Origin of the sequence: Mycobacterium sp. (genome assembly GCF_032159765.1) — a bacterium.
GTDB lineage: Bacteria > Actinomycetota > Actinomycetes > Mycobacteriales > Mycobacteriaceae > Mycobacterium.
The window spans coordinates 12,883-37,691 of sequence record NZ_JAVHWM010000169.1 but is presented as its reverse complement, the minus strand read 5'-3'; the positions used below and the strand labels follow the sequence as shown (position 1 = coordinate 37,691).

The 24,809-nt window shown below is 63.7% G+C and carries 24 protein-coding genes and 1 pseudogene; 9 read left to right on the top strand and 16 right to left on the bottom strand.

Features of this window, described 5'->3' with window-relative positions:
* Positions 1 to 22: 22 nt before the first annotated feature.
* The 6 genes from QOH60_RS20850 to QOH60_RS20825 all read right to left on the bottom strand — a co-directional run bounded on the left by QOH60_RS20850 (position 23) and on the right by QOH60_RS20825 (position 5,495).
* A complete protein-coding gene (locus QOH60_RS20850; RefSeq protein WP_526423771.1) occupies positions 23 to 832 on the bottom strand; it encodes a glycoside hydrolase domain-containing protein in 810 nt (269 codons plus the stop codon).
* A gap of 427 nt (positions 833 to 1,259) precedes the next feature.
* Complete coding sequence (locus tag QOH60_RS20845; protein ID WP_526423770.1) at positions 1,260 to 2,249, bottom strand: SDR family NAD(P)-dependent oxidoreductase; 990 nt, start codon at positions 2,247 to 2,249, stop codon at positions 1,260 to 1,262.
* Positions 2,250 to 2,425: 176 nt separating this feature from the next.
* Positions 2,426 to 3,436 (bottom strand): LLM class flavin-dependent oxidoreductase, encoded by a 1,011-nt coding sequence (locus tag QOH60_RS20840; protein ID WP_526423769.1) that lies wholly within the window; start codon positions 3,434 to 3,436, stop codon positions 2,426 to 2,428.
* Positions 3,437 to 3,504: 68 nt separating this feature from the next.
* Positions 3,505 to 4,254, bottom strand: a complete 750-nt coding sequence (locus QOH60_RS20835; protein ID WP_526423768.1) for an SDR family NAD(P)-dependent oxidoreductase — start codon at positions 4,252 to 4,254, stop codon at positions 3,505 to 3,507.
* 10 nt (positions 4,255 to 4,264) lie between these two features.
* Positions 4,265 to 4,684 carry a nuclear transport factor 2 family protein gene (locus QOH60_RS20830; RefSeq protein ID WP_526423767.1) on the bottom strand — a complete coding sequence of 140 codons (420 nt, stop codon included), beginning with the start codon at positions 4,682 to 4,684 and terminating at the stop codon, positions 4,265 to 4,267.
* Positions 4,685 to 4,724: 40 nt separating this feature from the next.
* Positions 4,725 to 5,495, bottom strand: a complete 771-nt coding sequence (locus QOH60_RS20825) for an SDR family NAD(P)-dependent oxidoreductase (RefSeq protein WP_526423766.1) — start codon at positions 5,493 to 5,495, stop codon at positions 4,725 to 4,727.
* Between the two features lie 326 nt (positions 5,496 to 5,821).
* On the opposite strand from QOH60_RS20825, the gene QOH60_RS20820 reads away from it, so the two are divergent.
* Positions 5,822 to 6,412: a TetR/AcrR family transcriptional regulator gene (locus QOH60_RS20820; RefSeq protein ID WP_526423765.1), complete on the top strand. Its 591-nt coding sequence runs from the start codon at positions 5,822 to 5,824 to the stop codon at positions 6,410 to 6,412.
* Between the two features lie 49 nt (positions 6,413 to 6,461).
* Here the strand turns inward: QOH60_RS20820 and QOH60_RS20815 are convergent, their stop codons facing one another.
* Positions 6,462 to 7,547: an aldo/keto reductase gene (locus QOH60_RS20815; RefSeq protein ID WP_526423764.1), complete on the bottom strand. Its 1,086-nt coding sequence runs from the start codon at positions 7,545 to 7,547 to the stop codon at positions 6,462 to 6,464.
* An 81-nt stretch (positions 7,548 to 7,628) separates the two neighbouring features.
* On the opposite strand from QOH60_RS20815, the gene QOH60_RS20810 reads away from it, so the two are divergent.
* Positions 7,629 to 8,042, top strand: a complete 414-nt coding sequence (locus tag QOH60_RS20810) for a MarR family winged helix-turn-helix transcriptional regulator (RefSeq protein ID WP_526423763.1) — start codon at positions 7,629 to 7,631, stop codon at positions 8,040 to 8,042.
* A gap of 223 nt (positions 8,043 to 8,265) precedes the next feature.
* Positions 8,266 to 8,766: a Dps family protein gene (locus QOH60_RS20805; protein ID WP_526423762.1), complete on the top strand. Its 501-nt coding sequence runs from the start codon at positions 8,266 to 8,268 to the stop codon at positions 8,764 to 8,766.
* A gap of 42 nt (positions 8,767 to 8,808) precedes the next feature.
* Here QOH60_RS20805 and QOH60_RS20800 read toward each other — a convergent pair whose 3' ends face one another.
* Positions 8,809 to 9,147, bottom strand: a complete 339-nt coding sequence (locus QOH60_RS20800; RefSeq protein ID WP_526423761.1) for an EthD family reductase — start codon at positions 9,145 to 9,147, stop codon at positions 8,809 to 8,811.
* A 310-nt stretch (positions 9,148 to 9,457) separates the two neighbouring features.
* Between QOH60_RS20800 and QOH60_RS20795 the strand changes: the two genes are divergently transcribed.
* Together QOH60_RS20795 and QOH60_RS20790 are read left to right on the top strand one after the other, a co-directional pair.
* Positions 9,458 to 9,850: a hypothetical protein gene (locus QOH60_RS20795; protein WP_526423760.1), complete on the top strand. Its 393-nt coding sequence runs from the start codon at positions 9,458 to 9,460 to the stop codon at positions 9,848 to 9,850.
* Positions 9,843 to 10,721, top strand: coding sequence for an SDR family NAD(P)-dependent oxidoreductase (locus QOH60_RS20790; protein ID WP_526423759.1), 879 nt, complete (start codon positions 9,843 to 9,845; stop codon positions 10,719 to 10,721). The genes QOH60_RS20795 and QOH60_RS20790 overlap by 8 nt, the downstream gene beginning before the upstream one ends.
* Positions 10,722 to 10,814: 93 nt before the next feature.
* On the opposite strand, the gene QOH60_RS20785 is transcribed toward QOH60_RS20790, so the two are convergent.
* Complete coding sequence (locus QOH60_RS20785) at positions 10,815 to 11,963, bottom strand: NAD(P)H-dependent amine dehydrogenase family protein (protein WP_526423758.1); 1,149 nt, start codon at positions 11,961 to 11,963, stop codon at positions 10,815 to 10,817.
* Between the two features lie 100 nt (positions 11,964 to 12,063).
* Between QOH60_RS20785 and QOH60_RS20780 the strand changes: the two genes are divergently transcribed.
* The gene (locus QOH60_RS20780; RefSeq protein WP_526423794.1) at positions 12,064 to 12,894 is read left to right on the top strand and encodes an IclR family transcriptional regulator; all 831 of its coding nucleotides are present in this window, start codon (positions 12,064 to 12,066) and stop codon (positions 12,892 to 12,894) included.
* A 45-nt stretch (positions 12,895 to 12,939) separates the two neighbouring features.
* Here the strand turns inward: QOH60_RS20780 and QOH60_RS20775 are convergent, their stop codons facing one another.
* The 5 genes from QOH60_RS20775 to QOH60_RS20755 form a co-directional block, all read right to left on the bottom strand.
* Positions 12,940 to 13,512 carry an NADPH-dependent FMN reductase gene (locus QOH60_RS20775; RefSeq protein ID WP_526423757.1) on the bottom strand — a complete coding sequence of 191 codons (573 nt, stop codon included), beginning with the start codon at positions 13,510 to 13,512 and terminating at the stop codon, positions 12,940 to 12,942.
* Between the two features lie 97 nt (positions 13,513 to 13,609).
* A complete protein-coding gene (locus tag QOH60_RS20770) occupies positions 13,610 to 13,837 on the bottom strand; it encodes a hypothetical protein (RefSeq protein WP_526423756.1) in 228 nt (75 codons plus the stop codon).
* A gap of 24 nt (positions 13,838 to 13,861) precedes the next feature.
* Positions 13,862 to 15,130 (bottom strand): oxygenase MpaB family protein, encoded by a 1,269-nt coding sequence (locus QOH60_RS20765; RefSeq protein WP_526423755.1) that lies wholly within the window; start codon positions 15,128 to 15,130, stop codon positions 13,862 to 13,864.
* Positions 15,127 to 15,720 carry a class I SAM-dependent methyltransferase gene (locus tag QOH60_RS20760; protein ID WP_526423754.1) on the bottom strand — a complete coding sequence of 198 codons (594 nt, stop codon included), beginning with the start codon at positions 15,718 to 15,720 and terminating at the stop codon, positions 15,127 to 15,129. Before QOH60_RS20760 ends, QOH60_RS20765 begins: the two co-directional genes overlap by 4 nt.
* A gap of 80 nt (positions 15,721 to 15,800) precedes the next feature.
* Positions 15,801 to 16,409, bottom strand: coding sequence for a pyridoxamine 5'-phosphate oxidase family protein (locus tag QOH60_RS20755; protein ID WP_526423753.1), 609 nt, complete (start codon positions 16,407 to 16,409; stop codon positions 15,801 to 15,803).
* A gap of 59 nt (positions 16,410 to 16,468) precedes the next feature.
* On the opposite strand from QOH60_RS20755, the gene QOH60_RS20750 reads away from it, so the two are divergent.
* Entirely contained in the window at positions 16,469 to 17,134 is a 666-nt protein-coding gene (locus QOH60_RS20750) for a TetR/AcrR family transcriptional regulator (protein WP_526423752.1), read from the top strand.
* Positions 17,135 to 17,152: 18 nt separating this feature from the next.
* Here the strand turns inward: QOH60_RS20750 and QOH60_RS20745 are convergent.
* Positions 17,153 to 18,073, bottom strand: a pseudogene (locus tag QOH60_RS20745) (S1C family serine protease); the annotation flags it as partial.
* A gap of 262 nt (positions 18,074 to 18,335) precedes the next feature.
* Here QOH60_RS20745 and QOH60_RS20740 point away from each other — a divergent pair.
* Positions 18,336 to 19,379, top strand: coding sequence for an NAD(P)-dependent alcohol dehydrogenase (locus QOH60_RS20740; protein WP_526423751.1), 1,044 nt, complete (start codon positions 18,336 to 18,338; stop codon positions 19,377 to 19,379).
* Positions 19,380 to 19,928: 549 nt separating this feature from the next.
* Entirely contained in the window at positions 19,929 to 23,462 is a 3,534-nt protein-coding gene (gene car / locus QOH60_RS20735) for a carboxylic acid reductase (RefSeq protein ID WP_526423750.1), read from the top strand.
* Here the strand turns inward: car and QOH60_RS20730 are convergent.
* Positions 23,457 to 24,749, bottom strand: coding sequence for an FAD-dependent oxidoreductase (locus tag QOH60_RS20730; protein ID WP_526423749.1), 1,293 nt, complete (start codon positions 24,747 to 24,749; stop codon positions 23,457 to 23,459). The two genes, car and QOH60_RS20730, sit on opposite strands and share 6 nt — an antisense overlap.
* Between the last annotated feature and the right edge of the window lie 60 nt (positions 24,750 to 24,809).

The window sequence follows — 24,809 nt, the reverse complement described above, 5'->3', positions numbered from 1 at the left end:
TCTCATCTTGCGTTCCCTCAGATCATCGAGGAAGGGCCCATTGCCCGAAATCAGCCGCGAGGACGTCGTCGACGTCCACATGTGTACCGCCCATGACGACACCAGGACTGCTCGGGGTGTTGACCACGGACTGATAAAGCACCGCCCTGGGCTCACGCTCACCTCGAGACCAGGCCTTCGTCTGCCATGCCCACCAGTGCCCTGCGGTAGTCGAGCGCCCAACTACACCGTCGTCGATCGCCCATGCACACGCGCGGTTGTGTCCATAGATGCCGGTGCGGTTGGCACCCAGTACTGAGTTGATTCCTCGAAACCACTGCAGGGCAACGGTTTTCCAGGTGCTGAGATCGATGTCCTCGTCGACACTGAAGAAGATCGGCGCCGAATCCGGACCCCCGGCCGCGCCGTGTATCCGCAGGGCCGTCTGAGCGTCGGCGACGCCGCCGTCATATCCGCGGGTGAAGTCCGAAGGGTCTGGCCAACCGGGTTTGCCGAACTGATAGCAGCTGACCACGTGGAGAGCTGCCGCGCGTAGGGCATCCGCGTACGCGCGCGTGACGGGCTTGAAATCGAACGTCGCCCCTCTGCGCAGCTCCGACACATAGACGAGTGCGCCGTTGAAGCCAGCCGATTTAATGTCATCGGCCGAGACGAGGCGCTCGGTGAAGTCGATCAGCCGCATGGAGTCGGCAGAAGCCCGCTGTGGGTCGAGCGTCGCAACCGCGCCGGCGAGTCCTAGTAGAACCGGCGCCGCAGAAACGTACCTGAGGACGTCGCGTCGTGAAACATCTCGGCGCCGGCCGTGGCCAGGCGGCGAAGGCGAATCGTGCACGGCGCGATGCTAACAACACGCCGTCGTCTCCGGCGCAGCATCCGACCCGTGAGCAGGCCACAGGAGAAGCCCAGAACGAAGAATCTGCGTGCGCGTTGCCTTCTGCGACGCGCAATCGCTGATCCGACGAATCCAGCTATCGCGGCGACGATGGCGACCACAAGGAGCAGCGCAATCAGCTGTATCGCGTCGAGCGAGTCCACAAGGCAGATCGAACCACCGACGTGGCGCTGGCGGCACTGTCGGTCACCGTTCGTGACCAAAGCGAGCGGGAAGCGTTAGAACGAGCAAATGGCTATGCAAGGCGTCGGCGCGAGTGTGCGTCGGCGGTGTCGAACGTGCATCCACTGCGTCGAGAGTGCTTCCACGGCGAACTTATCGGCGGGTTGTCGCCGCTAACGCACGCTCGTCGCCAGCCGTTATGGCTCTACAAGCGGCCGACCCGCTTCAATCCCGTGACCGTTTCGGCCAGCGTGTCCGCCGGATCCCGTTGGGTGATGCCGAAATCGCGTTCGGACGGTGCGTCGTCCGAGGGCGGCATCTGCGTGTAGTACTGCATGGCCGCTGAATTGATCGGCGTCTCGAACGGCAGTTGGTCGCCGATGACGTCGAACAGTCGACCGACCGCGCGCAGCGCCGTATCGGGCACCGGGTACACGGAAAGGTTGCGATCGGCGGCGGACCCGATCAGCGACGCGAGGCGGGTCACGGGCACGCGCTGGCCACCGAACATGTACCGGCGTGGTCCCTTGCCTGGTTCTAATAGCGCAAGGTGCAAGTCGGCGAGGTCACGGACATCGACCACGATCCAGGCGGCGCCACGGCCAGGCACGCCGCGCATCTTGAGTGCGGCCTCGACACCCTCGGCGGCCTCACCGAACTGATCACCCGCCGGTGGTCCGAGCACCATGCCGGGATAGGTGATGTTCACCGGCGCCCCGGCGTCCTGCAGACCGCGCGCATACGCCTCGACCATGGCCTTTGACTTGCCGTACCCGTCAGCTCCGCCGACGACGGGAAGATCGGCGTGCAGCATCTCGAGGCCCGGACGAAACAGCGCGGTGAAACTCGAAACGTGAACGATCGGATCCAGCTTCGCCGCGACGGCCGCTCCGAGCACGTTGCGAGCACCTTCGAGGTTGGTGTGGAGCATCTCGTCAGCGCGATCGGGGTCCGTCGACACCATTGCAGCGCAATGAATTACGGCGTCGCAGCCGTCTAATGCCGCAGTGGTGGCGTCCGCGTCGGCGATGTCTCCGACGACGTGGTCGCTGACGTCGACCCCGATCTGCTTAGCGCTGGTGGCGAGGCGGTCCGGGTTCCGGACGAGAAAGCGGGTTTGATGTCCGTGCGCCTGCAATGCTTTCGCTGTCCAGGCGCCGACGAATCCAGTGCCTCCTGTGATCAGAACTCTCATCGGTCCCTCCCGTCGAAGGCCGCCGAAAAAACAGAAGGCGGTTGGAGCCGTTACGGAGGCTAACGCAATCAGCGCGCGATGGTGTAGCGCGCGGTGCGCTCACCCATCCTGAGCGCGGGACCGTCTCGTCACCGAAGGTGAGCATCCAGTCCACGAATGCTCAGTTTGCGATCTGGTCATAGGTCGTGGTCCACGGCGGCAGTAGCGGTGCGCGCTGCGGCGAGAAAGGCTTCGAGTTCACCGGCGATCTCGGGCCCAGTGGGCTGGTAGACGATTTCGGTGATGCCTGCGGCGGCGAGTTCGCGGATGCGATAGGCGATCTCGTCCGCTGAGCCGGTCAGGGTGGTCTGGGCGATGGCATTCCAGCTGCCCGCCGTCCACGCGGCGGCGTCGGCGTGATTGAGCCCGACGAGGTGCTGGTCGTGCACCGCGAGGTGGCGGTCCTGCGGTGGAGTCTCGTTGATCGCGTCGAGCCACACGTCGCCGGCTGGCAGTGCCGTGACGTCGCCGCCGAATTCGTAGGCGGCGTGATAGGCCAACGCATTTCCCGGCCCGGCGGCAGCCCGCACGTGCGGGGAATCCAGTGCCTCGCCGTTGGCCAGCACGGTGCCGTGCACACCCAGTGCGACCCAGGCGAACTGGGCGGCGTAGCGGGTCTGTCCGTTGACAGTGAAGAGCCCGTCGCCCAACTCGGCGGCGACGTCGAGGCCTTTGGGTCCCAGCGCGGAGATAAGGATGGGTATGTCAATCGGACGCTGGGGCGCGTGCCCGTCCGGGTGCATCATCTGTATCCGGGTGTCGTGCCAGGACACCCTCACGCCGGTCAGCAGGCTGCGGAACGCCCGGACGTAATCGCGCAGATACGACCAGCTAGCTGGTGCGGCACCTAATGCGCGGGCGCCGGCGAAGCCGGTGCCGAACGCGACCGCGACCCGGCCGGGTGCCAGGGCGGCCAGCGCCGCTGCGGCCGAGGCATTGACCATCGGGTGGCGCAGGGACGGTACGAGCACGCCCGGCCCTAAGCCGATGGTGGCGGTGCGTTTGGCCGCCAACGCGAGCATCATCCACACATCGGGGCTTTCGTGCGGTGTGTCGAACAGCCAGGCCCGGTCATAACCGAGTTCTTCGGCGACCGCGATGTGCGCCGGGGACTGCAACGACGTGGCGAACTGCGCGGAGATCTTCATCGCGGCGGCGCGATGGGCGCGAGCACCATGATCGGGATGTCATGGCCGGTGTTCAGAGTCATCCCGCGTTAGACCTGGGCCATGCCGCCGTCGACGCTGAGCTCGGCGCCGGCTACAAAGCTACTGTCGTCGGACGCCAAAAATAGAGCGGCGGAAGCGATCTCCTCAGGGCGGCCCATCCGATTGAGCGGTATTGCTGCGGCGAAAGCCGCCCTGATCGCATCTGCGCCTTCGGGCGAGTCGGCTTGCCCGTCCATGATGGGGGTGTCGATGGGCCCCGGGCTTAGTGTGTTGAAACGGATACCGCGGTCGTTGAACTCGCGGGTCCATGTGCGCGTATACGAACGCAGTGCGGCCTTGGTGGCGCTGTAGGTGGTATAGCCGCGAATGCCCGAGTAGCCCGCGATCGAGCCGACGATGATGACCGAGCCGCCGTCGCGCATCAACGGCAGCGCCTTCTGCACGGTGAAAAGTGTTCCCCGAGCATTGAGGTCGAAGGTGGCATCGAAATTCTCCTCGGTGATTTTGCCCAGCTCTTCGGGCTCCACCCGACCGGAGTTGGCCACGAGGATGTCGAGCCCACCTTTCACCTCGAGGACCGTCGCGAAAAGCTCGTCCAGGTCCGTACTATTCGAGGCGTCACCGGCGACTGCGGTCACACCGTCGCCGATCAACGCCTTGGCCTTGTCCAACTCGCTCTGGCGGCGGCCGGTGATGAAGACGTACGCGCCCTCTTGCGCAAACCTCTGCGCGGTCGCCAGCCCGATACCGCTGCTGCCGCCGGTGATCACGGCGACCTTGCCATCCAGTCTTGACATCAGTTCATCCTCAAATTCGTTGTTGCATGGCCCGGGTAGGAAAGGCGTCGCCGAACATGGGCAGTCCGCTCTTGGAGTCTTCACGCGTTACTTCGTCTTGGATGACGTCCCAATGCTCGGCGAGCAGACCGTTTTCGAGCCTCACGATGTCTGCCACGATCCAGTCCGCCGGTTGCCCGACATTGGAGAATCGGCCGTGCAGCATCAAATAGTCGCCGTTGGCGACGATCAACACGTTTTCGTAGCGCATGTCTGCCGGTGAGGCTTTGACGAGCGCGAACAGGCCCTCGCGGCCTGGTTCGATATGCGCGCTGTGCTGAATGTAGTCCGGCGACCAGAAGCGTTCTGCCGCTGTGTAATCCCGCTTGTTGAACAAGGTGTCGAACGCGTTCAGGACGAATGCCTTGTTCCGTTCCTCGGTATCTGTCATGTCTGTGCCTCCGGCGATCTGATGTGGGATGGGTTTGGGGTCAGCGGGCTACAAGGTCCCGATGGACTTGGCCGGCGGCGGGGCCGCCGTCGATGGCAATGTTCGTACCGGTGATGTATGACGCCCCTGCGGACGCCAAAAATCCGATGACGTCGGCGATCTCTTGCGGCTCGGCGGCCCGACCGAGCGCCGTGGTCTTGGCCGAGGCGTCGAAGAGTTCGCGTTCGGCCGCGTTGGTGTAGACGGGTCCTGGTGAGATGGCGTTGACGCGGATGCCGGCGGGCCCGAATTCGGCGGCCCAGGAGCGGGCCAAGGAGGCCAGCGCGGCTTTGGTGGCGCCGTAGGCGGCGCTGTCTGGTTGACCGAAAGTGCCGGCCCTGCTGGCGATGTTGATGATCACGCCGTCGCCGCGGGCGACCATTTTCGGGGCCAGCACAGACACCAACAGGTAGGGGGCTTGCACGTTCGCGGTGAACAGCTTTCCCAGTGTGTTGACTGGCAGCTTTTGCGATGGGCCGAACCAGGCGAAGCCGGCGTTGTTGACCAGGATGTCGACATCGCCGACCTCCTCGGCAAGCAGCAGCGCCTCTGCGGGCTCGCTGAGGTCGGCGCCAACGAACCGGGCTGACCCACCATTGTTTTCGATCTCGGCGACCACCGCGGCGCCTCGGGCTGCGTCGCGGCCGTGCACGATCACCGTGGCCCCCTGCGCGGCCAGCTGCACCGCAGCCGCCCTGCCGATTCCCGACGTCGCGCCTGTTACCAGCGCGACCTTGCCTTCCAGATCCCGAACGACGGTGGGGCTACCCATGACCACTCCTCAAGTGTTTAGACCGATCTGTCTGATCTCCTGGAGAACGAATTTAGACTGACCTGACTAAAGACGCAAGGAGTCGTCAAGATATTCCGACCAACCGGGCGCCATCGTGACGGATCTCTCTCGCTGAGATTGGGGGCCGGAACTTCACCGACTGCACGAACCGATGGCGCGAATTAGCTTGTGCTGCCGATATTTTGTTGAGGAGAAGGTTACAGGCCATGCCACGATCATCGCTGTCGGCGACTCTTCGGCTGATCGAGCCAGTTCGAATACGTTGTCGACGTGTTCAGACAAGTCTGTCTGGTAGCCTGATGTGCATGGCGACGAAGACTGCGAAACGGCCGTCGGCGCGGGAGCGGCTGCTCGCCGCGTGTGATGAGCTGTTCTACCGCGACGGTGTGCATTCCACCGGGATCGACGCCGTCATCGAGAGGGCTGGCGTGGCCAAGGGCTCGCTCTACTACATCTTCGGCGGAAAAGACGAACTGGTCGCCGCGTACCTGCGCGGCCGTCACCAAGCGTGGCGGCAGCGTATCGAGTCGGCACAGGACGACATCGACGATCCGGACGAGAAGATCCTGGCGATCTTCGATGCGATCGCGGACTACGTGTCGCTGCCCGAATTCCGGGGCTGCCCCTTCGAAAACGCCGATGCTGAAGCGCCGGCGGGCGAGCGCCAGGGGCTGGCGACCAAGGAGTACCGCGATTGGCTGCGACAGTTCTTCCTCGAGCTCGCCGCCGACACCGGGGCGACTGAATCAACAGCGCTGGCCGATGCGCTCATTGTCCTGTACCACGGGGCGCTGACCACCGCGACGACCGCCGAGCCCGCGCGCGCCGCGGCGCTGACCGCCAAACGCATCGCGCGGCTCACGTTGGCGGCCGCAAAAGCCTCCAGCTCGGCCTGATTCGTGCGGGCAGGCGCGCGCCTTCCGCCTCAGTGAAGTGCGCTGGGCCTCAGTAGGGTTGGTCGCCCTTGGGCATGACGTAGTCGGAGATCGGCCCGGAGACACCGTTGACCGTGGTTCCGCCTTGGGTGATGCCCGGCGCCATTGGCAGCATGCTCTGCGGGAATCCCAGCCTCGGTTCGGTGATCTCGTTGAGCCGGTCCAGTTCCTCGGCGGTGAGGTCCATATCGAGGGCGCGGACGTTGTCCTCGAACTGCGACAGTCGGCGCGCCCCGATGATGATCGACGTCACGGCCGGCCGTACGTGGAGCCAGGCCAGCGCGACGGCGGCGACATTTGTGTCGTGTGCTTTGGCGATGATCTCGAGTTCGTCGACAACCTTGTAGGTCTTCTCGTTGAGGAATCCCTCCACCAGCGCGGCGCGATCGGACGTGTTCTCGCCGGCGTTGCTGCGGGTGTGCTTGCCGCTGAGCGCGCCGCTGGCGAGCGGCGACCAGGGCGTGATCCCGAGGCCGAATTCGAGGGCCATCGGAACCAGTTCCTGTTCGACGGTGCGTTGGAGCAAGGAGTACTCGATCTGCAGGCCGATGAACGACGACCACCCGCGGAAACGCGCGATGAGGTTTGCTTCGGCGATCTTCCAGGCCGGGGTGTCCGACACTCCTAGGTAGCGGACCTTGCCGGCCCGGACGAGGTCGTCGAGTGCGGCCATCGTCTCCTCGATGGGGGTGTGGGCGTCCCAGATGTGCAGCCAGTACAGGTCGATGTAGTCGGTTTGCAGGCGCCGCAGCGAGTTCTCGCAGGCGTTGATCAGCGATTTGCGGCCCGAGCCACCGCCGTTGGGATCACCCGGATAGAGGCTGCCGCTGAACTTCGTGGCAATCACTGTGCGATCGCGCCGGGCGGGGTGGCGCCCGATGTGGTCGCCGATGATCTTCTCGGAGTGGCTCTTGGTGTAGAAGTTGGCCGTGTCGATGAAGTTTCCCCCGAGGTCGACGAACCGGTCGATGATCTGTTCGGACTCCTCGACACTGGAACCCCAACCCAAGTCTTCGCCGAACGTCATCGCCCCGAGGCACAACGGGCTGACGCGCAGACCGGATCGTCCGAGGGTGACGTAGTGATCCAACGGCATGGGCGGCTCCTTCTGGTACATTGTTCACTCATGTGTTTGTTCAGTTTCAAACTAGTTCAATTCTGAACTATCGGGGAAGCAATGTCAACTTCACGAGACGCCGCCGCCAAGATTTGGTCACTGAACTATCAACTGCTGCTGTCTGTGATCTCTTCCGTCGAGGCCGACATCACCGAGTTGGGGCTCGACTCAAAGGAGCTGTTTCTGCTCGCCGAGATCGACGAGCATCCCTTCCCTGCCCAACTTGCTGCGACGATGAGCATGCCCAAGGCAACGGTCACGCTCTACCTCAAACGCCTTGAGGCCGGCGGTTTCATAAGGCGCGAGATCGACCCTGGCGATCTGCGGCGCCACCGCCTCGAGCTCACCTCGACCGGGCGTCAAGCAGCCAAAGACGGTCTTGCGCTGTTGTCGGACGCATTCAGCAAGCGCCTCGAACGACTCAGCAGAGCTCAGCAGAAGGAACTTAAGAGCCTGCTCGAACAAATACTCTGACCGCGCGCCGTCCTCCCGCGAGGGCCCATTGCTGCTAGCGGGCAGGCCCAAAGTGCCGATGGCGGGAGGGCGTAAATGGACGTCACCGGTGCAGACGTCCGCCGGTGTGAGGCCAACAATTGAGACATTCCCCTGGCGTTCAGGGTCGACGCGTGGCGCCGAATCGTGATCGCTTGGAGGAACGATGTTTTCGGTATCACCGATGTCACGTAAGGAAACTGCCATGACCACTTCAATCCGGACCAACCGCCGGCGCACCGACGAGGTAGGTGTCTTCGACGCCCCGGCGAGCTTGCCGCAGAACCTGCAGAAGGTACTGGTTGACCTGATCGAGCTGCACCTGCAGGGCAAGCAAGCCCACTGGAACGTCGTGGGAACGAACTTCCGGGATCTGCACCTGCTGCTCGACAGCATCGTCGACACCGCGCGTGAAGCGAGCGACACGATCGCTGAGCGGATGCGTGCCCTCGACGCTGTTCCCGACGGACGCACAGACACGGTCGCGGCGACCACCACTGTTCCCGCGGTACCGGCTGGCGAGCAGAGCACCACTGACACGGTGGACATGATCACCAACCGCATCTACGCCGTGGTGGACACCATGCGCACCGTCCACGACCAGGTCGACGCAGCCGATCCGTCGACCGCCGACCTGCTGCATGCGATGATCGACGAACTCGAGAAGGAAGCGTGGCTGCTGAAGTCGGAAAACCTTAACGCGTAAAGCCTTCCGTGCCGTTCGGGTCGATGGGCGGCAAGTGCGTCCTCAGCCTGCGCTTGTCCGCTCATCGACTACATACGCCCGGGTCGCGGCGCGATCGATGAATCTTTCTTCGTCTCGGGCTATTTCATCGATCCCGAGGCTGGTCATCCACGCGAGCAACTCGTCTCGGTCGGCAAAGACGAGCTCGGTCATGCAGTCGAAGCCGATCTCGTCACCTTCGATGTTGAAGGCGTCCCCACGCTGGATGTAGTTGCGCTTGTAGACCGACGGCATGAACGCCGTGCTCAGCACCAGCGGGACGTGGTTGTGTTCGTAGTAGTCAGCGAATTCCTCCGGCGACAAGCCTGGCTTACGCTTCAGATATCCGAAAACCTTGATCACCGGTGACTCCTTGACGTCTAGAGCGACAGTCGAGACTACCGAGGTCGATGTTCGAACGCTCCTATTTCGTCCCAAGCGCCGCTATCGAATCATTTGGCACGACAGAAGGTCCCGGGGCCCGGTGCCGGGGCTGCGGCCTCCCTCGGCACCACTTTTTTGGGCGGCTTTGCAGCTAGCAGACAGCACGGCTCCAGTTAGCGGGAATGTGCTCAGTTGTGAGCCGGACAACACTGGCGGTATGGCCATTGCATATGCCATCCCCGACGTCGAAACGTCTGAGCGTGCCAGGGAAATCAGCACACTGTCAGACGTGCCGGACGCCTGGGAGGCCCTGGTTGGTGAGTTCGAGGCCTACAGTCAGGCTCCTATAGCCGACGCGCTTGAATACGAGTTTGAGACATTCGATGCGCCTCGAGGCGGGTCTGAAGAACCATGCGAGGACGGGACTGTCAGCCCGCTGATCACGCTGGCCGCCGTTTTCTTCGTGGTCCAGATCGTACTCGTCGTGGAGGTGGTGTTTGCGGTCTTCTTCGAACCTGTGAACAGCGACGATCCTGTCGGCTCCGTGATCACGGCCTTGCTTGGCGGAGCCCTGTTCGGCAACTTCGGCGCGGGCATCGCGGCCGCCTGGGTTGTCGAAGCCAACCGACGCTGGCAGGCAACGGTCCCGACTCAGGCCATTGGATTGAACTCAGATGACTGAATCGCCACTGTCGCGTCCGCTGCACGGTCGCGTCGCCGTCGTGACGGGCGCCGCCCGGGGGATCGGCCGCGCTGCTGCGGTCGCCTTGGCTCGTGCAGGTGCGGACGTGGCCGGCATTGACATCGCCGCCCACGTGAGTCCGATACTCGATTTCGAGCCAGCCACCGTCGAAGACCTCACTCACACAGGGCAATTGGTGACAGCAGCTGGCGCCCGCTGGATGCAACGCATCGCCGATCAGCGCAACATCGATGCGGTTCGCGCGGCCGCCCTTGGCGTCGTGCAGGAGTGGGGCGGGGTCGACGTCGTCTTCGCGAACGCCGGCATCCAGGCGTTCAAGCCGCTGTTAGACATGGCCGATGCCGACTGGCACGACCAGATCGACGTCAACCTCTCGGGTACGGCGAACGTCTTGCGCGTGTTCGCGCCGCTGCTGGTACGTCGCGGTGGCGGGCGGATCATCGTCACATCGTCGACTCAGGGCCAGCACGGAACCAAATTCGGCGCGGCGTACTCGGCGTCGAAGTGGGGAATCATCGGACTCATGAAGTCGGCCGCGCTTGAACTCGGTATCCACAACATCACCGTGAACGCGGTCATCCCCGGGTTGATCAATACGGCACTCACACGCCACGAGGACCGATACAAGCAGGCAATCGCCGACGCCGGCGGAACGCCCAGCGGCGATCCGTCGCAAGATGAGCGCACGGCCATCGAACTACTGAAAAGGAAGTCACCGCTGGGCGTTCCGTGGCTGGAACCCGAGCAGGTCGCACCGCTCGTCGTATTTCTCGCGTCCGATGAAGCCGGAATGGTTAGCGGAACGTCGTTCGCCGCTACGGGTGGGGACAGTGCGCATGTCACAGCGTGATCCGCGATCTTGGCGGACGACTTCCGAGGCGAGCCGCCCGCGGAGGTCCGTCGGTGGCTGATAGTGGCATGGGGCACATCAGCGGCCGAAACGCTAAAACCTGCCGACCAGTCGACTGTCCGGCGACGGACCCGACGCTCGTTTCACCAATCCCTTGCCGGTGATCAGCGGCAGGTCCAACGCCGACAGGAGACCTGGTTTCGCGGCGCAGACCGCCGGAATCGCGTTGACCATCCGGGAAGCTCCGGCCATCCTCGCGCCGAGATCGTGATCGTGGTCATCGGCCATCTCGAACTCGCACCGCATGCTGGGTGAGCCCTCGATTTCGACACGGTAGACGCCGCGACCGGAGGCTCCGCCGTAGCCGAGATCACGGGGATGGATAGAAATGTGCGGCTGCGGCCAATCGGGCGCGATGTCGTCGTGCATACGGCTCACGTGGTCGATGACGAAGGTCGGATTGCCCTCGACATACCCGGTCAACGTGGACCGCATCCCCGCGATCGTTCCCTCCGAGACGTGGCCCGTCGGGGTATCGAACGACGTGGGGGACGGTATGCGCTCGATGTTTTCGGCGATGTCGTCGACGCGGACCCCCAAACCGTCGGCCAACTGGTGAAGCACCGGGCCCCAGCCGAAGGTGAACACGCCCGGCGTCGCTGCGAAGGCGGCGTACTCCGGCGGCTTGCCGAATCCGAGGATGTCGTACACGGCGGTCGCGTCCGGGTAGGTCGCGTAATTGAACATCTCGGTGACGCGGATTGACTCGATGGTGCGGGCCACGCCTGAAAGCGCCAGCGGAAGTACATCGTTGGCGAACCCGCTATCGATGCCAGTGGTGAAAAACGACACTCCACCGGCCAGCGCGGCCTCGCGCAACGGGTCGGAGAACGCAGGATCGACCGCATTGGGATACACCAACGGAACGACTGAGCACGACACCACGTTCTTGCCGGCGCGCAGGATCGACACCATGTCGTTGACGGCCTCCAACGGCCGCAGGTTGGCTGCGGCGGCGTAGACCACTACATCGGCATCACCGCCGAGCAACGGGGTCGAGTCGGTCGTCGCGACGACGCCGACCGGGCCGGCACCGCACAGGTTCCCCGCATCCCTTCCCGCCTTCTCATCGCTGTGCACGACCAGGTCCACCAACTCCAATTCGGGGTGGTCGATCACGCCGCGCAGCGCAATCACGCCCATGGAACCGGGTCCCCACACCGCCACGCGAATTGCCACCATTCCTCCAAATATTAGGACAGACACAGCTAGTATTCGGACGGATCGTAAGGAGATAATCGTGCCCGCGTCAACGCTCAAGTCACCGCCAACTCGGCGGACGATGAATGTCCTTGACGCGCTGGCGGTGTCATCGACGGGTCTGACCTCGGCTCAGTTGGCCCGTCAGTGCAGCATCAGCACCTCGACGTGCGCGTTGGTGCTGGGAGAACTCGAACGCGGCGAGTGGGTCGCCCGCTATGACGATCGTCGCTATGTGCTGGGCAGCGGCCTGTTCGGATTGGTTCGCGGCCTGCGCAACCAATTTCCCCTGCTCGACCAGGGCCGAACCGCACTGGTCAATCTTCACGGGAGCCTGGCGGCCGGCTGCTCGATGTCGCGGATCGACGACGATCATCTCACCGTGATCGATGCGGTAGGCCACCCCAGCGACGGTGAGCACGTTGTCGGACAGCGCTTCCCGATCGACCCACCGTTCGGCCTGGTGGCGATGGCATGGCGAGACGATGCCGCGATTGAGCGCTGGCTGCGAGGGGTCACGCCGCGGCTCACCCGGGCCGACATCGACCACTATCGGAAAGTGCTCGCCGATGTCCGCGCGCGCGGCTACGGAGCCTGGAGGTTCGACGACGCCCATGCGTCATTGCACGACCGAGTCGCCGGAATCTTGGCGTCGTTAGAGCCCACTGCCACGGTGGCACGGCAGCTGACCAAATTGATGACGATGGTAACCCTGCGATCCATCACCAAGACACTGGAAAAGGACTTACCGACAACGGAATTCGTCGTCCTGCCGGTTTTCGGCCGCGCCGGCCAGCCCGAGTACCAGATCGAGATCCACATTCGCCGCCCGGACGCCCTGACACTCGATGAGCTGAACACTGCGCTCGCGAGTGCGCAGAACGAACTGACGCCAACCGTATCGGCCCGCTGACACAGTCGGGCGTTCGCCGAATCTCTCACCTGGCGTTCGGTGGCCTTATTTTAGGCTGGTTCGGTCCTCGTGACTTGGGACCGCGGCGGCGAGGGCGATCAGAATTCCCGGCATCGTCACGGAGATCTCCTCGTCGTCGGCGGGATGGATGGTCGCGAAGCGGGTGTCTGCAGCAGGCACCGAGAGCTTGAGGTCATCGAGCACCTTTGCCCCCGCGATGCGTGCAGACTTGCGCGAATCGTCGTGCGCCCATACGCCGCCATATTGACCGTGCGAGGCTCCGATGACAGCCACCGGCTTCCCGGTGATGGTTCCGGCACCGAAGGGCCGCGAGATCCAATCGATGGCGTTCTTGAGGGCCGCGGACATCGTGCCGTTGTATTCAGGAGTCACGAGCAGAAGCGCGTCGGCACACTGAACCTCGGCACGCAGCCTGTCGGCAGCCACAACCGCCCCCGGCTGGTCGATGTCTTCGTTGTACAAGGCGACATCGGCCAGGCCCTCGAAGATTTCGACCGAGATGTCAATGGGTGCGAGCTTGACGGCCGCCTCGGCGAGTTGCCGGTTGACAGAGCCGAAGCGCAGGCTGCCGACGAGGGCCAGAATTCGGGTGCTCATGGCAGTCCTTTCATTAGGGGTTGTGCGCAGTGACTGAGTCCGGGCGACGAACGCGGCGGCAATAGATACAACGACATCGGCCGGACGAAGTGTGCCGTCATAAAGCTCTGGGTCTGCTGTGAATCTTGGCGTCGCCACGGCCGGTGTAACCGGTAGCAGCCAGCCAGAGTTCGCCGTTTGGTGCCGGCCAGAACGAAGCGCACCAGGGCTTTTCGGTGATGTCGGGCGCTTCACGATCCTGGAGCAGGAGCCGATCCTGAACAATGTGCTGCGCGGCTTCAAGGCGTTGCGGGTCGCCGTCAACTGACTGGTTCGCGTTGAACAAACCAGCTATTGGAGTAGTGCCACATCAGCGCCGGAATGTCTCAGCAGCTTTGAAGTGGGCGTCGCGGTCACCCATCTCGTTACGAAACCAGGTGTTCCGTCGCCACCGGGCGAACCGATCTTGGAGGCGCGCGACACGAACGCTCCGGTGCGCCAACAAGTCGATCGTGAGGTTGATCGGAATCTGAAAGGGCGGGAGGAGCGCCCACGGCCATGGGTTAGGCATGTCGTAGGACCGGTAGAAACGGGCCGGCAGGAAATAGCGGGTGTAACCGAGCTGGATTCGATAGTTGAACCGGTCGCGGATCGACTTGCGAAGGGCCGTGCCCTGTTTCGGTGCGAACGCGCGCGGATACGATTCGATGAGCTCGCGACCGTCCTCCCCCGCGCCGAAGGCCCGCTTGGCGAAATAGAGCGTCATCAGCTGACCGGCTTCGTGCAGATCCGCTGGGTACCAACGGGGTTGGACGCCCATCAGGTGCCCCACATATCGCCAGAAGTGCATCATCGCGTCGATGTCAGCGGTGGTCGATCGGTAGCCCAGCTTGTGCATGCCCAGTCCTGTGCCGAACCCGCCGGATAGGAGCGTGATCGTGGCTTCGGCCTGGTTGATCGGTTTGCCCCACGCGGCCAGGTTCCACTGCGGGTGGCGGGTGATCCGCTGCCGGAGAAAGACGTGCATGATGCGAACCCGCATCGCGGTGGCGCGGCCGGGCGCTCCCGGTCTGGTGCCGCCTGGGTCGGACACGTCGATCCAGAAGCGCGCGGTCTCCATGAAGCGGTTGAGGGCGGCGTCGCCGGCGTACTTGCCGGTCATGCTGAGCGGCTGCACGATCGGGTTTTCGGTATACGCAAGCAACGTGGCGACACCTTGAAAGCTGAAGACGGCCGGGCCGCACCGGCGGAACAGAAAGGCGCCGCGTTCGACCAGATCGTGATCCACCCACGGTGGGTCGGTCTCGAATTCCTCGAAGAGTCGCACCATCGACGACGGCGCGTCGGGCACGGATTCGATTCCGTGTGCGAGAGCCTGATCCAGCATGGCCCTGCCGTGGGACGAGTTGCCTGCGATGTAGGCGTCTTGTACGAAAGCTTCGGCGACCGGGTCTGCGTCGTAGTATCCGTGTGCGAAGTCGAGGATGTGATCGTCGGACGGCAGGGTGCGGGCTCTCCGGAAGAGCTTGATACCGCGACGTTTACGTTGGCCGGAACGCCGACTGCGCTTATCCAAGAACACTTGGAAGTCCGTCGGGATCTGATCAATCTGAGTCTGCGGAATATCGTCGACCGTCACGGGTGTGTTCCCTTCGCATCGAGCTTCGCCTCGAAAAACTCGACTGCTCCGCTGTGTTCGGTTGTCAGTACACCGAATCCAAATTCCCGCAGCCATGTCTCGATCTGGCCTGCGTGCGGAGCGTTTCCAAACACCCCGGCGCGACGCAAGATTGCAATCAACGCATCCTTGCGCGGACCTCGACCCGTAACACACGACGTCCCTCGCAGCGTCCCACCCGGCCTGAGCACGCGAGTGAGCTCGGCCAGTGCCGCACGGGGGTCGGGCAGACAGTGAAGCCCGTTATACGTCACGCACAGATCAAAGCTGGCATCGTCGAACTGCAGCGCGGTCACGTCGGCTTCGATGAACTCGATTGCGTCGTGGACTCCCCGACGGTTCGCCTCTCGGCGCGCCAACTGAAGCATGTACGGAGATATGTCGGCGGCGACGTATCGCACCGGCTGGACGGGGCTGAGCCCGCGAAAGGCGAAGCCGCCCCCGCAGGGGATGTCCAGTACCGTGGCGCCGTCCGGCGCGTCTGCGAGTCGCTCGATCTCAGCGAACATGCGTCGCACATCGGCCCCCCACATCGCCCGGGCGCCGACCATCGCGACACGATCGTGCTTGACGCCGGCATCGTAAACAGCCGCCGTAACACGCTCTGTGCGCCACCTCTCAGTTACATCGGTCATCGCGGGCTATCCGGAGCATCCCAGGGCATCGACGCCGAGACCCAATGGGTCAGTGGCTCCTCCTGATCGTTGTGGTGCAGGTGTCGCGGCGGCGTCACGAACGTCGCGTAGGGCCTGCAGCGCACCAGCACCCGGTTTTCCTCCTTTGCAACAGCTTTGACTGCGGGGCGTAGCTCTGGCGCCAACGGCTCGCCCGACATGCGTTCGGCCACCGCCATCATCACGTCGATCAGAGTCTCTTCGTCGTCCTCGATCACGGCGTCGCAATAGATCTGCAGATAGGCGAACGGCCAGGTCTCGTCAAGGACGCAGAGGCTGATCTTGCCGTTGCGGGCGACGGCTTTGGCCTTGGCCCGGTCGGCCATGGTGGCCACATACAGGTCGTCATTGTCGGCTGGGATGTAGTACACGATTGACATCGCGGGACCATCCGACTTGCGGCCGTAGCCGAATATGCATGTTCGGTGGGTCCGAACGAAATCCCGTCGCTCCGAGGGCAGCATGTCGCGATCTGTCGGTGCCTGGAGCGGATTCTTGGACAGCGACAGCAGCCGCACTGATGAGCCATCCCGGCCTTGGTTCAAGATCTCACGGGTAGCGCTCATGGGACGGTCCTTTCGGAGTACCTTTATTATCGGGTGATAATAAGGGTACACTCCTGGAGATGCAGCGCAAGAGCCAATCACCGGACAGGGCGCGTGTCCGGCGCAAGAGGACCGATATCCGGGAGGCGCTGCTGGAGTCGGCCCTGGTTGAGTTCGGGGCCAAGGGCTTCGACGGCGCGTCGACGCGCGCGATTGCGGCGCGCGTTCAGGCCCACCAGCCGCAGATCAACTATCACTTCGAATCGAAGACAGTGCTATGGGAAGCCGCGGTCGACTACCTCTTCGGGCTCTTGCGGGACGCATTCCGCGGTGTTTTACCCGCGAAGGTGGCCGAGGTCGGAGTGCCTGCGCTCGCTGCGGGATTTGCCGATGCGATACGCCGATTGGTGCGATTCGTCGCAACGCACCCCGAGCTCAACCAGATCATGGTGCACGAGGGCACCGCGCCAAGCAACCGCTTGACATGGCTGACGGAGACTCACGTGAAGCCGTTCTTCGACGGCATCCGACCGGCTTGGCAGGTGCTGCGTGACGCCGGCGTAGCCGCGCCCATCGACAGCGAGATCCTCTACTACGTTCTTGTCGGCGGGGCAACGTTGCCATACGTGAATGCTGCGGAGGTCCGCCTGCTCACCGGGCGCGACCCCAATGACCCCACCTGGATCGAAGCGCACGCTGACGGATTGGTTTCCATCTTCCTACCGGGCGTGACCAACGAGCGGTGACTGTAAGGGCCGGTGCTCGAGCTGGTCGACGACGCGCTTGGCCTGGTCAACCGGAATCGCGAAACCCAGTCCGATCGAACCACTCGAGCCGGATGACGTGCCCAAAGTCGCGATCGCTGAGGGCATTCCGATCAGCTGGCCGTTCATATCGACGAGCGCGCCGCCCGAATTGCCCGGGTTCATCGGAGCGTCGGTTTGAATGGCGTCCAACGGAATGGGTTTGTTCGCGCTGTCGGTAGCGGACGAGACGGGCCGGTGCAGCGCGCTGATGACGCCCGTGGTCACCGTGCCTTGCAGACCCAGCGGGCATCCCACGGCCACTACCTGCTGGCCGACCCGAAGGTTGCTTGACGAGCCCAGCGCGATCGGGGTGAGCCCAGAAATGCCCTGTGCCCGCACAATCGCGATATCGCTGGTCGGGTCGGTCGCGACGACAGCGAACGGCGCCGTGCGGCCATCGGCCAACGTCACCGTAGTGCGGGGTCCGCCCGTATTGGCCGGCCCAGCGTTGCCCGCCGCCGACACCACGTGGTTATTGGTCATGATCAGCCCGTCGGTGGTCAAGATGATCCCCGAGCCCTCGTCGGCTTCGCTGCCCGCATCCGTCTCCAACTGCACCACACTTGGTACCACCTTTGCTGCAACCTCCTCGACCGAGCCGGAGTTAGGGCGCACAGTCTGGGATGCGGCCGCCTCGGCGGTAGCGATGGTGGGGAGTGCGGAATGTCGGTTTTGAACCGCCAGCGCCGTGGTTGCACCGATTCCCCCGGAGATTGCTGCGACAGCCAGCCCCGCGAACAATAGCGCTGCAGTGCGAGAAGACTTGCGCGGCTTCTGATCTGCCGAGCTCGCGCCGTCGGCGTCAGTGGTAGCGCCGTGGTCTTCGCGATACGAGTGCGGGGGAGCCGAATGCCTTCCGCCTCCTGAAAGCGCGGTGATCGCCGAGCTGGTTCTGAACGCCTCGGAATCGAGTGTGGGCATGAGTAGAGAATCGCGCGCTTGATCTTCGATGTCGCTAGCGCTGGCGCCCATTACCGCCTGTCGCTGGCAGCAACGCCGCCTACCAGCTAGCTGCAATAAAGGTTGATTTCAGAAGGTGACGTGCCGCAACGGGATTGGTGCCGCACGCGCGCCGGTTGTCAATTATTGGTGCCCAATGTCGCGCCCAATCCATGAGAACCGAACTGTTAGAAGGCCATCGATGACCACTGTTTCCGCTTACGCCGCGACTTCGGCTACCCAGCCGCTGACCAGGACCACGATCGAGCGGCGTGACGTCGGCCCGCACGACGTGGCCATCGAGATCAAATTCGCCGGCATCTGTCACTCCGACATCCACACAGTGCGAGGTGAGTGGGGCGATGCGAACTATCCGGTGGTGCCGGGTCACGAGATCGCCGGCGTAGTCACTGAGGTCGGCTCCCAGGTCACCACATACGCGATCGGCGACCGGGTCGGCGTCGGCTGTTTCGTCGACTCCTGCCGTGAGTGCAGCAGCTGTCTCGCCGGGCAGGAGCAGTACTGCAAGCGCGGAATGATTGGGACCTACAACGCAATCGGCAGGGACGGCCAGCAGACCCAGGGCGGCTACAGCGGCGCGATCGTCGTCGATGAGAACTACGTACTGCGCATCCCGGATGCACTGCCGCTTGACGCCGCCGCGCCGCTGCTGTGCGCCGGCATCACCACCTATTCGCCGCTGCGGCATTGGAACGCCGGCCCCGGAAAGCGGGTCGCGGTGATCGGCCTCGGCGGGCTGGGGCACATGGCCGTCAAGCTCGCCACGGCGATGGGCGCTGAGGTCACCGTGCTCAGCCAGTCGTTGAAGAAGATGGAGGACGGCCTGCGGCTGGGCGCCCGCCACTACTACGCCACCGCTGATCCGGAGACGTTCACTACGCTGACGACTTCGTTTGATCTGATCCTCAATACGGTTTCTGCCAATCTCGAGATCAACGACTACCTGCAACTGCTCGACATCGATGGTGCGCTGGTTGAGCTCGGTCTGCCCGAGCATCCGATGCCGGTGCCGGCGTTCCCGATGGCGGCGATGCGGCGCAGCCTGGCCGGCTCGATGATCGGCGGCATCGCCGAAACCCAGGAGATGCTGGACTTCTGCGCCGCACACGTCGTGCTGCCCGAGATCGAGCTGGTCGAGCCGGATTACATCAACGAGGCCTACGAGCGGGTGTTGGCCAGCGACGTGCGCTACCGCTTCGTGATCGACACGGCGTCTCTGGTCTAGTGTCCTGAGTCATTAATTCGAATGCAGCTTGTATGCGCATGCCCGATTCAGCCCGCCGAACGTGGGGCCACTGCGACAATCTGATCAATTTTTCGCAGTGCCTGCACGTTCGGTGTGGTGATGACCTCTTGATCAACAACAAACTGCGCTGCCGCCGACCCAACAACTCGATCGAATCATCGTCGGCATCGGGCCATACTGCTGAGAAATTAATGACTCACGACACTAGTCATTGGAATCACTGACTTGCCCATCACATTTGCGAGCTGGTGTGACGAGCACCATCGCCCGTAACACCCAGGTGCAGAACCGAATTGACAGTTTCTAGACAGGCGTTTCGAAGCGACCACACATGTCATCGTCGACGTCGCTCTCCAAAGGCCTACTGCTAGCGGCAATCTTTGCGTACCTACCAACTTCAAATGCCCACGGTAACACCGGTCGATCATCAGAACGGCCCGCAGACCGTCTGCCGATCCCGTCGGGGCGTCCTACCGTGGAGTTGTTGTTACACAAACAAATTGATCCAATCGAAGGACTAGTGATCTTATGCCGACCGACACTCGCGAAGGGCGGCTGGCGCGCCGCATCGCCGACTTGTACGCCAGCGACCCGCAGTTCGCTGATGCCCGGCCCATCGAGGCGTTGACGGCAGCGATCGAGCAACCCGGGCTGCGGCTGCCGCGGATCATGAGCACCGTCATGCGGGCCTACGCGGAGCGGCCTGCGGTCGGAGAACGCGCTGTCAACCTCGCCACAAATCCTGAGACCGGCCGCATTTCAGTTGAGCTTTTGCCCTGGTTCGAGACCGTCACGTACCGCGAATTGTGGGAGCGCGTCGGCGCACTCGTCAGCGCATTGACCAACGGCCCAGGGCATCCGGTCCAGCCTGGTGACCGCGTGTGTGTGCTGGGTTTCGCGAGTGTGGACTACACGACGATCGACATGGCGTTGGCCCAATTGGGCGCGGTCTCCGTCCCGCTCCAGACCAGCGCACCGGTCAGTCAACTGCGGCCCATTGTCACCGAGACCGAGCCTCGCGTATTCGCTTCGAGCATCGACGATCTCGGCGATGCTGTCGAGCTGGTGCTCACTGGCCACACGCCGGCGCGGCTGGTCGTCTTCGACTACCGGCCAGAGGTCGACGAGCAACGCGACGCGTTCGATGCCGCCCGGACGCTGTTGGTGGAAGCGGGCAGCCCAGTGCTCGTAGAGACTCTGGCAGAGCTGCGCGAACGCGGGGAGTCGCTGCCGGCCGCACCGGAGTGGGTTCCCGACGACGATTCCGACCCGTTGAGGTTGCTCATCTACACGTCGGGCAGCACCGGCGCGCCCAAGGGTGCCATGTACCCAGAACGATTGGTCGCGAATTTCTGGCGCAGGTCGCGCTGGAACTGGGGCGGGTCGAACATAGAACCGCAAATCACGCTCAGCTTCATGCCGATGAGCCACGTGATGGGCCGAGGCATCCTCTACGGAACGTTGGGACACGGCGGCACCGCGTATTTCACCGCGAGGAGCGATCTTTCGACGCTGTTCGAGGATCTCGCACTGGTGCGGCCGACCGTACTGAACTTCGTGCCGCGGATCTGGGACATGCTGTTCAGTGAGTTCCAGAGCAAAGTGGACCGCCGGTCCGTCGACGGCGTTGATCGCGCGTCACTCGAAGCCGAGGTAATGGCGGACATGGCGCAGAACCTCCTCGGCGGACGGTTCGTCGCGGCGATGACGGGCTCCGCACCGATCTCGGCCGAGAACAAGGAGTTCGTCGAATCTCTGCTCGACCTTCATCTGGTCGAGGCCTACGGCTCGACGGAGGCCGGGATTGTCTACCTCGACGGCCAGGTACGTCACCCGTCGGTGATCGATTACAAGCTGGTCGACGTCACCGATCTGGGTTACTTTCACACCGACCAGCCGTATCCGCGGGGCGAACTGCTGGTCAAGACGCAGGACATGTTCCCCGGCTACTACAAACGACCCGAGGTCACCGCCGACGTGTTCGATCCCGACGGCTACTACCGGACCGGCGACGTAGTCGCCGAGGTCGGTCCCGGTCAGCTCGCCTACCTGGATCGGCGCAACAACGTGCTCAAGCTCTCCCAGGGCGAGTTCGTCACCGTGTCGAAGCTGGAGGCGGTGTTCGGCGACAGCCCGCTGGTCCGCCAGATCTACGTCTACGGCAACAGCGCACGCTCCGACGTGCTCGCCGTCGTCGTGCCCACCGAAGACGCCTTGAACCGAAGTTACGGTGACATCGAGGCGCTGAAGCCGGCGATCAGTGAGTCGCTGCAGAACATCGCCAAGGATGTCGGGCTGCAGTCCTACGAGATACCACGTGACTTCCTCATCGAGACAACGCCATTCACGCTGGAGAACGGCTTACTCACCGGCATCCGCAAGTTGGCGCGGCCAAAACTGAAGGTGCACTACGGCGATCGCCTGGAACAGCTCTACGCCGAGCTGGCCGACAGTCAGGCTAACGAGCTGCGCGCGCTCCGGCAGGACGGTGCGAGCCGGTCGGTGCTGGAGACGGTCATCCGGGCCGCCGGTGCGCTGCTCGGCGCGGCGGCCAGTGATCTGGCTCCCGACGCCCATTTCACCGATCTGGGCGGAGATTCGTTGTCGGCATTGACATTCGGCATTCTGCTGCACGACATCTTCGATCTCGACGTGCCGGTCGGCGTGATCGTCAGCCCGGCCAGCGACCTTCGGTCGATCGCCGACTACATCGAGACCGAGCGGACGTCGGCCGCCAAGGGACCGACCTACGCCGCAGTTCACGGCCGCGACGCCACTGAGGTGCACGCCGGTGAACTCAAACTGGATAAGTTCATCGACACCAAGACGCTGGGCGCCGCTACGACGCTGCCGGGTCCGAGTTCCGAAGTGCGTACCGTCCTGCTGACAGGCGCGACCGGATTCCTCGGCCGTTACTTGGCTCTGGAATGGCTGGAGCGGATGGGTTTCGTCGACGGCACCGTGATCTGCCTGGTGCGGGCCAAAGACGACGAGTCGGCTCGGGAAAGGCTCGACGCGATATTCGACAGCGGTGATCCAGAACTGTTGCGTCACTACCGGGACCTGGCCGCCGATCATCTCGAGGTCATCGCCGGAGACAAGGGAGCAGCGAATCTCGGCCTGGACCAACAGACTTGGCAGCGGCTGGCCGACACTGTCGATCTGATCGTCGACCCCGCCGCACTGGTCAATCACGTCCTCCCGTACAGCGAGTTGTTCGGTCCGAACGTCGTGGGCACCGCCGAGTTGATCCGCATCGCGCTGACCACCAGACAGAAGCCGTTCACTTACGTGTCGACCATCGGCGTGGGCGACCAGATCGAACCGCCGAGGTTCATCGAGGCCGCCGACATCCGGGTGATCAGCCCGGCCCGAAAGGTCGACGACAGTTACGCCAACGGCTACTCGAACAGCAAGTGGGCCGGCGAGGTACTGCTGCGCGAGGCCAACGACCTGTGCGGCCTGCCGGTCGCGGTGTTCCGCTGCGACATGATCCTGGCCGACACCACGTACGCGGGTCAGCTCAACGTGCCGGACATGTTCACCCGGTTGATGCTGAGCCTAGTGGCCACCGGAATCGCGCCCGGCTCGTTCTACGAACTCGACGCCGACGGCAATCGGCAACGCGCGCACTACGACGGATTGCCTGTCGGATTCATCGCCGAGGCGATTTCGACCCTGGGGGCACAAGTGGTGGACGGGTTTTCGATCTACCACGTGATGAACCCCTACGACGACGGCATCGGACTGGACGAGTACGTCGACTGGCTGATCGACGCCGACTACCCGATTCAGCGCCTTCCCGGCTACGAGGCCTGGCTGCGACGGTTCGACACGGCCCTGCGCGCCCTGCCGGACAAACAACGCCAGGCATCGCTGCTGCCGCTGCTGCACAATTACCAGCGACCCGAGAAGCCGGTACGGGGATCGATGGCGCCGACCGACCGGTTCCGCGCCGCGGTGCAGGACGCGAAAATCGGCCCGGACAAGGACATTCCACACGTCACGGCGTCGATCATCGTCAAGTACATCACTGACCTGCAGCAGCTCGGACTGTTATGAGCAGACCGGCAGAACGCTGTCACCAGGCACAAGCAGCCCGAAGGGCGGCTGCTCGCCGACCCGCCAGGTGCCGTCCTGCAAGCTACGACCCGCCATGCGAGCCCTCTGCAGGGCACGCCGCGCCACCAAAAGCTGTTGAGATTCCCAGCCCTTCAGCCGATCTGGGACGTGTTGTGCCGTGACGCCAGTCAGCGCGATGCCCAGCTGCCAGGCATCGTCGGCTGCCTTCGCGGTACCCACACCGATGTGTGGCCGCAGCGCGAACGCCGCATCGCCGATCAGGCAGCAGCGCCCGCAGACCATCCGAGGGACCTCTAGGTCGACGATCACCTGGATAAACGGCTCGGCGGTTTGTTGGACAGCCTCTGCAAGCGGCGCCGGCACATCAGCGTCCGCCGCCGCATACAACTGCTCCACGTGGCGAGTCTGGACCGAGCCGGGTGGCACGGTCAGTTCTGCCCGGACACCGTTGCGGTCGGTGAGCAAATCCGTGAAACAGCGTCCCGGCGCGATGTTCTGGTACCAGAGCCAATTGAGCAGCACGGAGCCGCCCGGCCCCGGAATCGGGTAGGCCAGCAGGTGGCCGCGAGGGAGGATCCGGTACGTGAACGCGTCGAGCAGGGTGCTCGCCGAGCGGCCGGTGAGTTCGTCACTGTCGACGGTGCCGCGCCAGGTCACGTATCCCGCGTAGCGGGGGTGGGCGTCGGGCAGCATGATTCGGCGTCCTGTCGACCGGATGCCGTCGGCGCATACCACGAGATCGGCCGAAAGGGTCTGCCCGTCGGTCAATGACACCATTGCTGCATCGCCCCGGTTATCCAGATGCGCAAGCTCTTTCGACAGGTGGTAGCGCTCAGTGCCGAACGCGCCCAGCAGCTCTCGATACAACTCGAAGTACGACGCGAACCGGAGCGCGCTGGGTTGCTCGTCGGCGGTCGAGCCGTCCGTATCGAGATACTGAAGCCTGTGGACTGGCATGCCGATGTCGTCAACCGATTTGCCGACCCGCTCCACAAGATAACGAATCGTGCTCGGGTGCAGTACGATCCCGGTCCCGCGGCCCTCCAACGGATTTGGACTACGTTCCAGCACGTCCACATCCCATCCCTGGTCTCGCAGGACCAGGGCCGCGGTAAGCCCGCCGAGAGACCCGCCGATCACAACGGCCCGCATCATACGGCCCTCCCGCTTGAGGGAACTCTTGGCGCGAACATGGAGGTGTGACAGCAGCTCATGACTCTCAGCGTCGCCGATCGAGGGGTGGTTGTCGTTGGCGCTGTCCGCCATTGCAGTGGCCGCTAGCACCACCGCGTCACACCCGTTAGCTGGGAAATCCGTTGATCGTCA